Source organism: Paenarthrobacter sp. AMU7, from assembly GCF_041200195.1.
In the GTDB taxonomy this organism is placed as follows: Bacteria; Actinomycetota; Actinomycetes; order Actinomycetales; family Micrococcaceae; genus Arthrobacter.
Genome location: NZ_CP165735.1, coordinates 3362522 through 3376921 on the forward strand (window position 1 = coordinate 3362522; position 14400 = coordinate 3376921).

General features: G+C 63.9%; 13 protein-coding genes and 2 tRNA genes. 4 read left to right on the forward strand and 11 right to left on the reverse strand.

The features are described 5' to 3' along the window. Positions 1-60: 60 nt before the first annotated feature. The 8 genes from ABQM86_RS15505 to ABQM86_RS15540 all read right to left on the reverse strand — a co-directional run bounded on the left by ABQM86_RS15505 (position 61) and on the right by ABQM86_RS15540 (position 7373). Positions 61-717 (reverse strand): NAD(P)-binding oxidoreductase, encoded by a 657-nt coding sequence (locus tag ABQM86_RS15505; RefSeq protein WP_369744846.1) that lies wholly within the window; start codon positions 715-717, stop codon positions 61-63. A 65-nt stretch (positions 718-782) separates the two neighbouring features. Next, positions 783-856, reverse strand: a tRNA-Met gene (locus ABQM86_RS15510). Between the two features lie 61 nt (positions 857-917). Next, positions 918-989 (reverse strand) — tRNA-Thr (locus tag ABQM86_RS15515). Between the two features lie 130 nt (positions 990-1119). Continuing rightward, on the reverse strand, positions 1120-1665 hold the full coding sequence (locus ABQM86_RS15520) for a LysM domain-containing protein (RefSeq protein WP_207594284.1): 546 nt from the start codon (positions 1663-1665) through the stop codon (positions 1120-1122). Positions 1666-1905: 240 nt separating this feature from the next. Further along, positions 1906-4110 (reverse strand): DEAD/DEAH box helicase, encoded by a 2205-nt coding sequence (locus ABQM86_RS15525; RefSeq protein ID WP_207594285.1) that lies wholly within the window; start codon positions 4108-4110, stop codon positions 1906-1908. 389 nt (positions 4111-4499) lie between these two features. Continuing rightward, complete coding sequence (locus ABQM86_RS15530) at positions 4500-5156, reverse strand: MOSC domain-containing protein (protein WP_207594286.1); 657 nt, start codon at positions 5154-5156, stop codon at positions 4500-4502. Positions 5157-5187: 31 nt separating this feature from the next. Then, entirely contained in the window at positions 5188-5862 is a 675-nt protein-coding gene (locus ABQM86_RS15535; protein WP_207594287.1) for a response regulator, read from the reverse strand. Beyond that, the gene (locus tag ABQM86_RS15540) at positions 5859-7373 is read right to left on the reverse strand and encodes an ATP-binding protein (protein WP_207594288.1); all 1515 of its coding nucleotides are present in this window, start codon (positions 7371-7373) and stop codon (positions 5859-5861) included. Before ABQM86_RS15540 ends, ABQM86_RS15535 begins: the two co-directional genes overlap by 4 nt. 152 nt (positions 7374-7525) lie before the next feature. Here ABQM86_RS15540 and ABQM86_RS15545 point away from each other — a divergent pair, with 152 nt between their 5' ends. From ABQM86_RS15545 to ABQM86_RS15555, 3 genes are read left to right on the forward strand one after another with little or no spacing between them, the layout of a single operon-like run. After that, positions 7526-8227 (forward strand): Tat pathway signal protein, encoded by a 702-nt coding sequence (locus ABQM86_RS15545; protein WP_369744848.1) that lies wholly within the window; start codon positions 7526-7528, stop codon positions 8225-8227. Between the two features lie 2 nt (positions 8228-8229). Beyond that, positions 8230-9435 carry a glutathionylspermidine synthase family protein gene (locus ABQM86_RS15550; protein WP_207594290.1) on the forward strand — a complete coding sequence of 402 codons (1206 nt, stop codon included), beginning with the start codon at positions 8230-8232 and terminating at the stop codon, positions 9433-9435. Beyond that, positions 9432-10958: an APC family permease gene (locus tag ABQM86_RS15555; protein WP_280623290.1), complete on the forward strand. Its 1527-nt coding sequence runs from the start codon at positions 9432-9434 to the stop codon at positions 10956-10958. The genes ABQM86_RS15550 and ABQM86_RS15555 overlap by 4 nt, the downstream gene beginning before the upstream one ends. Positions 10959-11003: 45 nt before the next feature. On the opposite strand, the gene ABQM86_RS15560 is transcribed toward ABQM86_RS15555, so the two are convergent. Then, positions 11004-11753 carry a glycosyltransferase 87 family protein gene (locus ABQM86_RS15560; protein ID WP_369744850.1) on the reverse strand — a complete coding sequence of 250 codons (750 nt, stop codon included), beginning with the start codon at positions 11751-11753 and terminating at the stop codon, positions 11004-11006. Beyond that, on the reverse strand, positions 11726-12358 hold the full coding sequence (locus tag ABQM86_RS15565; protein ID WP_369744852.1) for a glycosyltransferase family 87 protein: 633 nt from the start codon (positions 12356-12358) through the stop codon (positions 11726-11728). The genes ABQM86_RS15560 and ABQM86_RS15565 overlap by 28 nt, the downstream gene beginning before the upstream one ends. 131 nt (positions 12359-12489) lie before the next feature. Between ABQM86_RS15565 and ABQM86_RS15570 the strand changes: the two genes are divergently transcribed. Next, entirely contained in the window at positions 12490-13665 is a 1176-nt protein-coding gene (locus tag ABQM86_RS15570) for an acyl-CoA dehydrogenase family protein (protein ID WP_369744853.1), read from the forward strand. Between the two features lie 25 nt (positions 13666-13690). On the opposite strand, the gene ABQM86_RS15575 is transcribed toward ABQM86_RS15570, so the two are convergent. Then, entirely contained in the window at positions 13691-14302 is a 612-nt protein-coding gene (locus tag ABQM86_RS15575) for a TetR/AcrR family transcriptional regulator (protein ID WP_369744854.1), read from the reverse strand. Positions 14303-14400 lie beyond the last annotated feature (98 nt).

Here is a 14400-nt window from a genome sequence, read left to right on the forward strand (position 1 = left end):
ACATATCCCGGGAGTGCAGACGGTCCACGCGGAGTGACGGTCCACGCCTCCGATTCCGGGTCAGTCCTCCGTGAGCGCGTCCACCACGTCCGCGGTGCCATCCTTGAACGCAATGGTCCGGTGGATGGTGCCGGGCAGTTCCAGGACGGCGGCCGTCACCAACGCAACGTTGGCCCGCGACGTCTGTGTTCCGCTGCCGGGGTTCTCGGGCTGGGTCTGGATCAAGCCCGTTGCAGGCTCGTCGGTCAAGGTTCCCGGGCCCAGGATGGTCCAATCGAGGTCGGTGGCACGCAGGTAGTCGTCCGCAGCAGCCTTGGCCTCCGCGTAGGCGAAGAATGGATTGTCAGCTGGCACCCCATGGTCCTTCGCCGCGCCGATGTAGGACACCATGACATACCGCTTGACGCCGGCCTGTGCGGCGGCGTCCATCGATCGGATGGCGGCGTCGCGGTCCACGGCATAGGTCCGGTCCGGGTTGCCCCCGCCGGCCCCTGCGGACCAGACCACGGCGTCGTGGCCGTCGAGCGCCTGGGCGAGTTCCGCCGTCGTCGAGTTTTCCACATCAAGCACCTGCGCTTTTGCGCCGGTTTCCGTGACATCTGCCACATGATCGGGATTTCGGATGAAAGACGTGACGTCGTGACCTTCGCCACTGAGGATGCGGGACAGATGCAGGGCCACTTTCCCGTGGCCGCCAATGATTGCGATTCGACTCATGGACCCATTCTGTCCCACGGAACGAAAAAAGACCCCGCAGGCGAATGCTGCGGGGTCTTGCTCTGTAGCGGTGGGGAGGCTCGATCTCCCGACCTCACGATTATGAGTCGTGCGCTCTAACCAACTGAGCTACACCGCCACGAATGAGAAAAACCTGTGTCAAGCCGGTCAAAACCGCCTTGACACAGGCCCTCATTCAGAGCCCCCCACCGGAATCGATCCGGTGACCTCGTTCTTACCAAGAACGCGCTCTACCACTGAGCTAGGGGGGCAACGAGTAAATACTCTACCGGACGTTTTCAGAAGCTACAAATCGGCGAAAGCACGCGGAAAACAGGCGTCGACACAATTTGCGAAGACGCGGCTTCCTTGATCTATTTTCGCCCTCTTCGTCTGCCCGAATCAGGGCAGACGAAGGACCTGTCCGGGGTAGATCCGGTCTGGATTGGGCACAGTATCGGCGTTGGTCGCGATCAAAGCACCGAGATCCACTCCGAACTGTGCGGCGATGCCGCTCATGGTGTCTCCCTGCTCCACCACCACCTCCGTGACGCGCGGGGCCACAGGTCCCTGCTGTCCTGCCCCGACAGCGGCCTCAGAGGCCGCCTCCTGCGCCTGCAGCCGGACCTCGGGGGCATCGGGTTCCAGCCCTTCCTGACGGGCCTCCTGGGCTGCTGCGGCGTCCGCGGCTGCCTGTTGTTGGGCCGCCTGGGCTGCGGCGGCCTCTGCGGCGTCCCGGTCAGCTGCTGAAACCCCGACGGCGGCAGCATCCTCCGCGGCCTGGCTTCCGGCTGATGGGGCTGCTGGAGCGGTGGCCTCGGCGGGAGCTGCGTCGCGGGCAGCGGACCCTGCATCATCCCTGTGATCCTTGTCGCCGTGCAGTAATTGATCGCCGCGCCCCTTGTCACCCAGGCCCAGGTTCTTCTTCACGTTGTCCAGCAATCCCATGGAGCACCCTCCTGCGTTCTGCTTGCGTTCTGGTTGCGTTCTGCTTGCGTTCTCCCGTGCCTCGATCGTACGGCCGGCCGGGGCCTCAGGGAACCCGTGCCCCTATGGGACGCCAGGGAGCGGGATCGGGGGCGATGGAGCATCGACGTTAAATGCCGCAGGGGGCCGGCTCGAAAGCCGACCCCCTGACGGGAATAACTGAGTGTCCAGCATGTGGTGGTGTTTACCACCAGGAAGTGTTTACCACTTGCCCTTGCGGTTGAAGTCGCGGTTTGCGCCTTCGCCACCGGTGCGGGGCTTGCGGGCGCCGTCACCATGACCGCCGAAGCGTGAGCCGCTGGCCTGGCCGCGATCGCGGTCGCCGTAGCTGCCTGCAGTGCGCTCGGAACGGTCGCTGTAGGAGCGGCCGCCACGGTCAGCGGAGGTACGCTCGCCGTCGGACTTGCGGAAGTCCTTCTTGAAGCCACCATTGCCCTTGAAGTTGCCGCCACCACGGTTCTCGCGGTCGCCATAGCCACCACGTCCACCGGCGCCACCACCGGAGTAGCTGCCGCGGTCGCCACTGGGCTTGCGGCCGTTGTCCAGTTCGAGGTGGATCAGTTCGCCACCGATGCGGGTGCGGGACAGAGCGCGCAACTGATCCGCGCTCAGGTCTGCCGGAAGCTCCACGAGGGAGTGGTCCGAGCGGATGTCGATGCCACCGATCTGTGCGGAGGAAATGCCACCTTCGTTGGCAATGGCGCCAACGATGGAGCCCGGCATGACACGCTGACGGCGTCCGACGGCGATCCGGTAGGTAGCGTTGCCCTCGGTGAGTGCGCGGGTCGGGCCACGCGAGCCGAAGCCGTCCTTGGAGCGCTCGCGCTTCTGGTACTCAGGAGCGGCAGGCAGTTCCTTGACCAGCAACGGCTGTCCACCCTGGGCCATGACGGCCAAGGCTGCAGCGATCTCGGAAGCCGGAACGTTGTGCTCTTCCTCGTAGGAGGAGATGAGGTCGCGGAACGCTGCAACATCCTCGGACGCAAGGGTCTCGGTGATGCGCTCGGCGAACTTGCCCAGGCGCAGCGTGTTCACGGTCTCGGCGGTGGGCAGGTGCATCTGCTCCACCGGCTGGCGCGTTGCCTTTTCGATGGAACGCAGCAGGTACTTCTCGCGCGGCGTCATGAACAGGATCGCGTCGCCGGAACGGCCTGCACGGCCCGTACGGCCAATGCGGTGCACGTAGGACTCGGTGTCATGCGGGATGTCGTAGTTGATGACGTGGCTGATGCGCTCCACGTCAAGGCCACGGGCAGCGACGTCGGTAGCAACGAGGATGTCGATGCGGCCTTCCTTCAGCGCGTCCACAGTGCGTTCGCGCTGCTGCTGCGGGATGTCGCCGTTGATGGCGGCAGCCTGGAAGCCGCGGGACTTCAGCTTGTCGGCGAGGTCCTCGGTAGCCATCTTGGTGCGCACGAAGGCAATAACGCCGTCGAACTCTTCAACCTCGAGGATGCGGGTCAGTGCGTCCAGCTTGTGCGGGCCCATGACCTGGAGGTAACGCTGCTTGGTGTTGGCGCCGGTGGTGGTCTTGGACTTCACCGAGATTTCAGCCGGGTTGTTCAGGTACTGCTTGGACATGCGGCGGATCTGGCCCGGCATGGTGGCAGAGAACAGCGCAACCTGGCGGGTTTCCGGAGTCTGCTGGAAGATCTGCTCAACGTCATCGGCAAAGCCCATGCGCAGCATTTCGTCAGCTTCGTCCAGCACCAGGTACTGGAGCTCGGACAGGTCCAGGGAACCCTTGGCGATGTGGTCGATCACGCGGCCGGGGGTACCGACAACAACCTGGGCGCCACGGCGCAGTCCGGCGAGCTGCGGGCCGTAAGCCGAGCCACCGTAGACCGGGAGGACCGTGAAGTCGTCAATGTGCTTGGCGTAGGAGGTGAAAGCCTCGGCAACCTGGAGGGCCAATTCACGCGTCGGGGCCAGGACCAGTGCCTGGGTCTTGCGTGAGGGACCGTTGAGGTCGTGGAGTTCTGCCAGGCGGGACAGGGCGGGAACAGCGAAAGCTGCGGTCTTGCCGGTACCGGTCTGGGCGAGGCCAACGACGTCGCGGCCTTCGAGGAGCAGCGGGATGGTGGCTGCCTGGATGGGTGACGGCTTCTCGTAGCCGACATCCTGCAGCGCGGCCAGAACGCGGCCGTCGATGCCAAGATCGACGAAGCGTACGCCTTCTTCTTCCGCTTCTTCTGCCTTGGGGGCAGGAGCTTCGGTTTCTTCTGCCTTGGGAGCAGGAGCTTCGGTGAAGGTGGGGGCTGCAGACTCGGCTGCAGCGTTCTCGACGGGGGCAGCGGCAGCAGCCGGTGCTTCAGCTTCGGCGGGCGCGGTGGTCTCTGCTGCAACAGCGGACTCAGCGGACTCAGTGGTCTGGGCGTCGAAGTTTTCGTTGAGATTTTCGGTCATAGGGGGAAATTCCTCATCCATAGGGTAGTCGGCGCGGCCCGGTTGGGCTTGGCCGCAGTACTCGTCGCGAAGGCAGGCAAAGTGCCCTGCTCTCGCAAGAAGTCCGGCGCTATCGCAATCCCATGGCAGGACTTCCCGCTGCATCTCTTGGCTGCTATCCCAGCAGTCTGTACAGCGTTTTCTTTAGCCGGCTCTCCCTATGAAAATGCCCGCACACAATTGCGGGCCCCAACACTTACCAGTCCTGCCTCAAGAATTGGGCAGGATAAAGGGATTTCCGGAGTGGGGGATATTTCAAGTGTAGGGCACGGGGTGGCCTCACCGCGACTTAAGCCGCGAGGAAGGGCGGTGAGCTTGTTCACACCCTTGCTGTCAGCGCCGCTTCGCAACTACTGAAGGCCGTGACGGCGCAGGACTTTGTCGAACGTGGAGTGGTAGTCGTCCTGGAGCCGGATCTCCCCGTCGGCCTGCGCATCGAGCAACGCCTGGACAAGGTCCGGCGTCGGCTCGCTGAACCACTGGCCCACCGTGATGCCATGCTTCGGGACGAACGTCCGGTGAATATGGTCGCCTGCGGACAAGGTCCCTGTCTTGATCACCCGGAGGTACGTGCCCACACGTCCGGCCTGCGTGAACCGCTTCACCCACTGCGGCTCGTCCAGAACCCGCTGGAACGTAGCGCAAGGAACCCGCGGGGACGTCACTTCGACCTCCACTTCCAGGCCGATCCGCCACCGTTCCCCGATGACGGCACCGGTGGTTTCGATGCCGGCCACCCGCAGGTTCTCGCCGAAGAGACCGGCCGGCACCTCCCGTTGAAGCTCGCCCGCCCAGTAATCGGCATCCGCCTGCGAATAGGCGTACAGCGCTTGGTCTTCTCCACCATGGTCGATGCGGTTCGCCTGCACATCCCCGTGGACGCCCAGTTTATGAACCTTGACGGGTCCTTCGACGGGGCGCTTGTCCAAGGCTGTGACTCCCACACTGCCGGAGTCAGGCAACAGCTGGTGGACACGGCAGACGGCCAGGAGGGAAGCAGTGTTCATGGGATCAGTCTACGGACGGTCCGGGGCGGGGTTAAGGATCAAAACGGTAGCCCATGCCCGCTTCCGTGTGCAGATGGCGGGGCTCTGCCGGATCCCGCTCCAACTTCCGGCGCAGCTGGGCGATGTACACGCGCAGGTATTGGGTTTCCTTGGCGTAGGCCTGCCCCCAGACCTGGGTGAGGATCTGCTGCTGGCTCACCAGCTTCCCCTTATTACGGACCAGCAGCTCCAGGATGTTCCACTCCGTAGGCGTCAGCCTGACCTCAGCCCCGTCCTTCACGATTCTCTTGCCGGCCAGGTCCACCATGAAGTCGGTGGTGGCCAGGGTTGGTTCCTCATGCCCGGTGACCACACGGCGCGAGGCGACCCGAAGCCGGGCAAGCAGCTCATCCAAACCGAAGGGCTTGGTCACGTAGTCGTCCGCACCGGCGTCGAGCGCCTCCACCTTGTCCTCCGACGCGTGCCGGGCAGAGAGCACAATAATGGGCATGCTGCTCCAGCCGCGGATCCGGCGGATGATCTCCACGCCATCCATATCCGGCAGCCCGAGGTCCAGCACCACGATCTCCACAGGCTGCTTGGCAACGGCCTGAAGGGCATCGGCACCGTTGCCTACCGACAACGCCTGGTAGCCATGGGCCTGAAGCGTGACCTGCATGGCGCGGGCGATCCGGGCCTCGTCCTCGACGATAAGTACCAGCGTCATTGCGCGCCACCAGTCCACAGCGGCAAAGTGACCACCATGGTCAAGCCACCACCCGGCGTCGGCTCCGCAGCGAGTCTCCCGCCCATGGCCTCGCAGAACCCCTTGGCCACTGCGAGGCCCAGCCCGATCCCGCCGCCGGCAGTGTGTCCGGGCGCCGGCGAATCACCGAAGCGCTGGAACGGCTGGAACATGGTGAGGACTTCCTCACTGCCCACTCCCCTGCCATGATCGACAATCCGCAGTTCGCCGGCAGGCCGGTCACCCAAGGTGATGCCGGCACCAGCCCGTGCTGTCAGGACCACATCCGATTCCGGTGCGTACTTCACGGCGTTCTCAACGATATTGGCCACCACGCGCTCCAGCATGCCGGCATCGGCCTGCACCGGGGGAAGGTTGGGTGGCAGTTCGTTGCGGAGGCGCTCAGGCGGAAGACCTCGCAGGGCCTGCGGCAGTACCTCAGCCCAGCCGATCCCGGTCAGCAGCGGATTGACCGCGTCTGCGGTGATTCGGGACATGTCCAGGAGATTATCCACCAAGTGATCCAGGCGGTCCGCATAGTCCTCGATGGTCTCCAGCAGTTCCCGCTCCACCTCTGGAGGAAAACTCACGTCCTCCTGGCGCAGGCTGCTGACAGCCAGCTTGATACCGGCCAACGGCGTCCTCAGGTCATGCGACACGGCGCGCAGAATGGATGTCCGCATCTTGTTGCCCTCGGACAGCCGGACGTTGTCCCGCCGGCTCTTCACCAACTGTTGCCGCTCGCGCACGGCCACCACAAAGGCTCCGAAGGCGGCCAGCAGCCGCTGGCGCTGCGGTGTCAGGGGTCCGCCGCGCAGCAGCAGCGTGTACTGGGGATCGACGACGGCGGCATGGTCGGCGGCGGCATGGGTCACCGGCGGATTGGGGCCGGCGCTCGCCAGGACCTGCGATGCGGGAGCCGCTCCGGGCGTGGCTGCCGCGCCCGGGGGTGCGGAGCCCAACAACGTCACTGCTTCCATGCCAAGGTTGCTCCGGACCTTCTCAAGGAAGGTCTCCAGGCTTCCATCCGAACTCAGGATCCGAAGAGCCAACTCGCTCAGGGCAGTGGCTTCGGCTTCGGATCGTGCTGCTTCCTGGGCCCGCCTGCTGGCCAGGCCCACCGCGAGCGCCACCCCGCAGGCCACTGCCAGGAACACCACCAAGGTGAACAGCGTGGTGGGGTCGGCAATGGAAAGCGAGCCAACCGGATCGGCCGAGAAGTAGTTCAGCAGGAAGCTGCCCAAAACTGCGGCCACCACTGCAGGCCACAACCCGCCGATCGCGGCGACCGCAACCGCCACGGCCAACTGCAGCAGCATGATCATGGCGAAGTTACGGAAGTTCAGTAACGTCACCAAGAGTTCTACGGCGGGCGGCAGCATGAGTGCCAGCACCAAACCTGTCACCACACGCCCCCGGCCGATGCCTCGAACCGGCGGGAGCCGGAGCAGCACGCCGTCGTCGCCGTTGCTGTAGGTCTCAGGTGCCGCCATGGCTACATCCTTACACGCTTCCTGCGGTGGGGAGTTCTCCCCATTTACCGGCGTCATCCGTGCCTGCACGGCGCGCAAGGACTAGGCTTGCTCTGAGCATTCCGGTCCGGTGTACCGCCGGACACTTCAACGGTCTATCCAGGGGGATATACATGGGCCCGAAAGACAGCCCTGACGCAGCCGGCAACAACGGCAGCAGCAGGGACAACAACAGCGACTTCGGAGCGGGCAACAATCCGCCCAAGCCCCCACCTTGGCAGGTGCCCAAGCCAGAACTCCACCCTGAGCTGTTCACTCCTGTTCAGGAGAACCCGCAACAGGACAAACCGACGCGGAAGAGCAGGAGAGCACCTGCAGGCGCTGCTCCCAGCGCGACCGGAGCTCCTCAACCGGGGCAGCCCCTCCCCGTGGTGGATCCGTTCGCCAAGGAACGCGAACGCGGCGAGGCCGAGGCAGCGAAGAAGAAGAAGCGGTCGCAGCGCCGCACCGTCGTCGTCGGCCTTGGCGTGACAGCACTGTTGGCTGGAACCATTACCGCGATCGTTGCCAGCAACGAGCAGGAAGCTGACTACGCCCAGGTCTGTTTCAATGAGGAAACCGGCGAGCGTGTTGACGACAACGAGTGCAACAACAGCAGCTCGGCCGGCCGTAGCTCCGGTGTCTACGCCTGGTACTTCTACTCCCGCGGCGCCAGCGTGCCTGCTGTGGGGCAAAACCGCAACGCCTACCCGAGCTACACCAAGAACGTCCCAACAGGAGCCAAGTCCTCCACGGGCTACAGCACCAAGGGCGGAACGGTCAGCCGCGGCGGCTTTGGCAGCAGCTCCAAAAGCGGCGGAAGCTCGGGAGGCTAGGCGTGCGTCGACTGCCCTCCGAGCCCAGGCCGGACTGGAAGCAAAAGATCGAAGAACAGGGCCTGGTTTTTTCGACCACCACCATGCCCGACGGCCGCAAAATCGAATACTGGAACGAATCGGCGTATTACGAATTCACCGTGGACGAGGTGGAGACCCTCGAGAAAACCGCGGAAGAAATGCACATCATGTGCCTGGAGGCCGCCAAGTACCTGGCCACCGGCGCCATGGGCGACCTCGGCATTGGGCAGCAAGCCCTGGAGTTGGCAGGCGAGTCACTGCTGGCCGCGGATGTGGACGTCTATGGCCGTTTCGACTTCATCTATGACGGCAAGGGCGGCCCCGCCAAGATGTTGGAGTACAACGCCGATACCCCTACCGGGCTGATCGAAGCCTCCGTGGCCCAATGGTTCTGGCTCCAGGACGTCTTCCCGGAAAAAGACCAGTGGAACGGAATCCATGAGGCCCTGATCCGGCAGTGGAAGAAGCTGCAGTTCCGCACCGGCATGAGCACGCTCCACGTAGCCCATTCCGAAGCGGAGGAATCCGGCGAGGACTGGATGACGGCGGCCTACATGCGGGATGTCGCAAGCCAGGGTGGCTGGACCACCATCGGCATCAATATGTCCGACATCGGCTGGGACCCCAACCTGAACCGGTTCGTGGACCTGGACAACTTCATGATCAGCACCATGTTCAAGTTGTATCCATGGGAGCTGATGATGAAGGAGCCGTTCGGGCAGCGCCTTCTGCAGCGCGCCCACAATCCGCGCTGGGTTGAGCCGGCGTGGAAAATGCTGCTGTCCAACAAAGCACTGCTGGCGGCCCTGTGGCATCTGTACCCCCACCACGAAAACCTGCTGCCGGCCTACCTCGGCGATCCCGGCCCACTCAAGGAATGGGTGGCCAAACCGCTGCATGGACGCGAAGGCGACAACATCCGCATCCACGCCCCCGGCATTGAGATCCAGCAGCCAGGCGGCTATGGCCGTGAAGGCTGGTGCTTCCAGCAATACCACTCCCTGCCCGACTTCGATGGCAACCATCCTGTCCTGGGTCTGTGGGTAGTGGATGGCGAATCCGTCGGTTGCGGCATCCGGGAATCGGACGGCCCCATCACGGACTACTTCTGCCGTTTTGTCCCCAATACCATTGACGCCCCGGCGCCCATCGCGCCCCCTGCTACTTCCTACGGAGCTGCACTATGAGCACTGAAACCTCGACGCCGGGTGGCGGCTCAGCGGGCGGCGACCCCACCGCCGTCGTGCCCTCAAAAGGCCTTCACGCCGGGATCCTTGACCTTGGCGACTCCGTCATGCTGGGCCTGGCATCCACCGCGCCCGTCTATTCGCTGGCGGCCACGCTGGGGCTCATTGTTGCCGTCAACGGAAACTACACGCCGCTGATCCTGATCCTCGGCTTCCTCCCGGTCCTGTTCATTGCCTACGCCTTCCGTGAGCTGAACAGCGCCATGCCGGACTGCGGCACCACGTTCTTCTGGGCCCGCAAAGCCTTCGGCCCGTGGGCCGGCTGGCTGGGCGGTTGGGGCGTGGCCCTCGCCGGAATCGTGGTTTTGGCCAACCTGGCGCAGATTGCCGGCAAGTACCTTTGGCTCCTGATCGGCGATGGTTCCCTGGCCGACAACAAGTGGCTGGTGACGGCCACCGGCGTGTTGTTCATCGTATTCATGACATATGTGAACCATCGCGGCATCCGGCTGGGCGAGCACGTCCAACGCACCCTGACCTATATCCAGTACATCTCATTGGGTATCTTCGCGGTGGCCATTGTCTTCCGCATTGCCGGCGGAGCGCCTGAAGGACAGGCGTTCGACTTTGAATGGTTCAACCCGGCCGGCGCATTTGCCGACCCCGGCGCAGTGGTCCATGGTGTGCTGCTGGCGTTGTTCATCTACTGGGGCTGGGACACGTGCCTGGCCCTCAACGAGGAAACCGAAAACCCTGCCAAGACCCCCGGCCGAGGGGCCGTCATCTCAGCCTCCGTGCTGGTGGCGATCTACGTTTCCGTTGCACTGCTGGTGATGATGTACGCCACGATCGGTACTGACGGCATCGGCCTGGGCAATGAGGCCAACCAGGATGACGTCTTCCTGGCCATGAAAGACGTAGTGCTGGGTCCCTGGGGCTGGCTGATCATCGTGGCTGTGCTGGCGTCCGTCCTGTCTTCCACACAAACCACCATCCTGCCCACCGCGCGCGGAACACTGTCCATGGGCGTGCACGGTGCGCTCCCCGCCCGGTTCGGCAAGGTCCATGAGCGCTTCATGACCCCGGGCTTCTCCACCCAGGTCATGGGTGCGGTGGCCGTGGTGTACTACGTAGCCATGAGTTTCCTCAGCGAAAACCTGCTGTCCGATTCCATCAGCGCCATCAGCTTGTTCATCGCGTTCTACTACGCCCTGACCGGCTTCTCCTGTGTGTGGTTCTTCCGCTCCACGCTGAAGGATTCTGCCCGCAACCTGTGGTTCCGGGGCATCCTGCCACTCCTCGGAGCGTTGTCCCTGACGGCGGCTTTCTTCATCTCGGCAGTGCAGATGTGGGACCCGTCGTACGGGGACACGCAGATCTTCGGCATCGGCGGGGCATTTGTCAGCGGCGTACTGCTGCTGGCCCTTGGTGTTGTGCTGGCCATCGTGTGCCGCTTCGCACCGTCCACCCGCGGCTACTTCACCGGTGAGCGGCCCGAGGCCGGAGTGGTTCGCGGCGAATAGTCTTGGCGCACCTTCCCGGTTAGTCCTCCAGAAAGGAACGCAGGCTCAGCGTTGCCTTGCGGCCCATTGACGCAGGCGGGTCGGCACATCCGGAACGTCCTCAATGCGGACTGAGTGACGCCGGAGGGCAACGAACCAGCAGACGAGGATGGCCACGGCACAGAAAACACCTGCACTGGACGCCATAATCCATAAACCAGGCGTCTGGACATTCAAGTCAGGCGAACCCAGGGCGGTGCCGATGGTCTTGGGCGAGAAAAAGAACACCAGTGTTGAAACAGCCAGCACGGCACTCATCACTACCCGTTGGGCCTGGTAACGGGCCGGTGTTTCCTTGATGGTCCAGGCGAACGCCGGCAGGATGACGGCCATCCAGACCCAGTGGTGGGACCACGAAACCGGGCTGATGAGCAGCATGGCAAGTGCCGTCGTCGAAAGGGCAATAACGCGTGCACCTTGGTCACTGGCCGCCTTGATGAGCAAAGCCGCCAGGACCACGGTGGCCACGCTCAAGACGATCCAGGGCAGGGTTACGGCGTCGTGCGGGACGCCGAAGTGCAGGAGGGCGCCCTTGATGGAGAGGTTGTCCACGTAGCCGGCGCCGCCGATTCTGGACGTATCGGGGAGGATTTCCAACCAGAATTGCAAGGACTCCGCAGGCCTCAACAACCAGCCAAGCAGCACCGTGCCGGCAAAGCCGATGGACATGTTCGCCAGCCCACGCCAGTCCTTGCGCATCAGGAAGTACAGGCCAAACACCAAAGGCGTCAGCTTGATGCCGGCCGCAACACCCACCAGGAAGCCTGCGCCCCGGAAGCCCCGCCGCTTGGACAGACCGCCAGGAGGTCGATGACCATCAGGCCCATGAGGATGATGTTGATCTGCCCGAACGCCAGCGTTTCGCGCCACGGCCCCAGGAACAGGACTCCGAGGAACAACGCGGCGGCTATCCAGCAGTTCTTCTTGGACGACAGCGCACTCCGAAGATCTGGCTTCGATGACCAGTACCGGACGATGGTGACAGACACCCAGGCCGCCACGGCGACGCCTGCAACGTTGAACAACATGAGCGCCGATGATTGTGGCAATCGGGCCAACACACCAAACACGAGGGCCGCGAACGGCGGGTACGTAAAGGGGAGCTGCGGGCCGCCGGCGGAAGCGACAGTGGGGCCGTACAGGTCCGACGGCGACGTCCCGGACTGGTTCAGGATGCTTCCGCCGAACCAGTAGACGCTGAAGTCCAGGCCTTGCTTGGCCCAGTCGGCGAGCATCATCCATACCGGAACCGCCACCACGGCCAGCGGCAGCAGGCGAAGGAGCACCGAGGATGGTTGTACCGGTGTACGCGGTGGTGCGGCCGCCGCCTCGGCCCTTAAATCGACGTCAGGCAGTGCCATGCAAAATCCCCCAAGTTAACCAAATCGCAGAGGGGACGTGTGCGACCCCCGCCTCCATACTACTGAAGGGGATTCCCCGGCCGGCGGGCTGCATGGTCCCGGCCGGCGGGCCAGCCACCTAGGATGCTGGAATGAGCGATTCAACGACGAACACCTCCGACGTCCTGGCCCTCGACTCCCTGCTGACGGTGGAGGAGCTGGCTCTCCGCGACAAAGTCCGTGATTTCACGGCCCAACGGATCCGTCCCGCCATCGCACGCTGGTATGAGGACGCTCATTTCCCGAGGGAGATCGCCCCCGAGCTGGGCGAGCTCGGGGTTCTGGGGATGCATCTTGAGGGGTACGGCTGTCCCGGCAGGTCCGCCGTCGAGTATGGTTTGGCAGCCATGGAATTGGAGGCCGGAGACTCCGGGATCCGCACGTTCGTCTCGGTGCAGGGTTCCCTCGCCATGACGGCGATCCACCGCTGGGGCTCCGAGGCGCAGAAGGAGCAGTGGCTTCCGCGGATGGCGGCCGGCGAGTTGATCGGATGCTTCGCGCTAACGGAACCCAGCGCGGGTTCGGATCCATCATCCATGACCACGTTCGCCCGTGAAACTGCTGATGGCTGGGTCCTGGATGGCGCCAAACGCTGGATCGGGCTCGCGTCCATTGCGGATGTCATGGTGGTGTGGGCCAACACGGAGGATGGAATCCGGGGCTTCCTTGTACCCGCCGGAACAGCCGGGGTAACGGCGACGCCGATCGAGCCGAAGCTCTCCATGCGTGCCTCAGTTCAGTGCGATGTAACGTTCGACGACGTGCGGCTGGGTCCTGAGGCCATCCTCCCGGGCGCCGCTGGACTTCGCGGACCGTTCACGTGCCTGAACGAGGCGCGTTACGGCATCGTATGGGGGGCCATGGGGGCTGCCCGCGACTCGTACGAAGCTGCCCTGGAGTACGCAGGCACCAGGCTCCAATTCGGCCACCCCTTGGCCGGTTACCAATTGACCCAGGAGAAACTGGTGAACATGCTGGTGGAGATCCAGAAGGGCACCATGCTTGCCCTTCACCTGGGCCGTTTGAAGGACACCGGCCATCTTAGGCCCCAGCAGATTTCCTTGGGCAAGCTGAACAACGTCCGCGAGGCCATCAAGATCGCCCGGGAAGCCCGCACCATCCTGGGCGGGAACGGCGTCACCCTGGACTATTCACCCCTGCGGCATGCCAACAACCTTGAATCCGTGCGGACCTACGAGGGCACGGATGAGGTCCACACGCTGATCCTGGGCCAGCACATCACGGGCATCGGGGCCTTCCGCGGCTAACTCACCCAAGTAAGTCGCAGTTGGGTCAGGGCTCGGGGAGGACCACCAGCGTGAAATAGCCGCGCAGGCCCTTCACCACGTCCACCTCGTCGGGGGCCAGCAGCCATTGCGTCTGCAGCCCGTCCCACAGGGCAACCAGGGACGTGGCAGCCAATTCAGGGTCCACGCCGGGCCTGAGCCTGCCTTCGGCTGCCAGCTCGGCGAAGCGCAGCGCGTAGCTCTTACGCAGCCGTTCGAAGCGTTCGGTGAAGTACACCCGCCCGGGGTGCGAGTCGGTGACGGATTCCGCACACAGAACGATGTACAGCTCTACCACGCCCGGAATGTTCTCGTTGAAGAGCGCCGTCCGGATGACCGAGTCAACCAGGCCTTCTTCCATGTCGTCCGGAAAGGCGTCGCCGGTGATCTCGTCGCGCCGCTCCAGGACTGCCATCAGGAGATCCCGCTTGGATGGGAAATAGTGCAGCAGGCTGGTTTGGCTCATCCCCACCCGGTCAGCAACATCCTGCAGCGATCCGCCACGGTACCCGTGGGCAGCAAACACCTCGTGGGCAGCATCCAGGATGGTCCGGCGGCGTTCCTCGGATTTCGCGTAGGGGCCCCGCCTCGCTGCGCGGCCCACGTCCTTTGTGGTCATGGCTAGCCAGTGTACATGCGCGTTACAGCCTTCATATGAAATTCGAGTGGCTACTCGAATTTTCTGTTACCGTGGTCACACTTGCCTCGGCGGGACCC

Bases quoted from the DNA above. Each gene is read 5' to 3' on its own strand.
- ABQM86_RS15505 (WP_369744846.1), bottom strand. From the start codon at position 717: ATGAGTCGAATCGCAATCATTGGCGGCCACGGGAAAGTGGCCCTGCAT.
- ABQM86_RS15520 (WP_207594284.1), bottom strand. From the start codon at position 1,665: ATGGGATTGCTGGACAACGTGAAGAAGAACCTGGGCCTGGGTGACAAG.
- ABQM86_RS15525 (WP_207594285.1), bottom strand. From the start codon at position 4,110: ATGACCGAAAATCTCAACGAAAACTTCGACGCCCAGACCACTGAGTCC.
- ABQM86_RS15530 (WP_207594286.1), bottom strand. From the start codon at position 5,156: ATGAACACTGCTTCCCTCCTGGCCGTCTGCCGTGTCCACCAGCTGTTG.
- ABQM86_RS15535 (WP_207594287.1), bottom strand. From the start codon at position 5,862: ATGACGCTGGTACTTATCGTCGAGGACGAGGCCCGGATCGCCCGCGCC.
- ABQM86_RS15540 (WP_207594288.1), bottom strand. From the start codon at position 7,373: ATGGCGGCACCTGAGACCTACAGCAACGGCGACGACGGCGTGCTGCTC.
- ABQM86_RS15545 (WP_369744848.1), top strand. From the start codon at position 7,526: ATGGGCCCGAAAGACAGCCCTGACGCAGCCGGCAACAACGGCAGCAGC.
- ABQM86_RS15555 (WP_280623290.1), top strand. From the start codon at position 9,432: ATGAGCACTGAAACCTCGACGCCGGGTGGCGGCTCAGCGGGCGGCGAC.
- ABQM86_RS15565 (WP_369744852.1), bottom strand. From the start codon at position 12,358: ATGGCACTGCCTGACGTCGATTTAAGGGCCGAGGCGGCGGCCGCACCA.
- ABQM86_RS15570 (WP_369744853.1), top strand. From the start codon at position 12,490: ATGAGCGATTCAACGACGAACACCTCCGACGTCCTGGCCCTCGACTCC.
- ABQM86_RS15575 (WP_369744854.1), bottom strand. From the start codon at position 14,302: ATGACCACAAAGGACGTGGGCCGCGCAGCGAGGCGGGGCCCCTACGCG.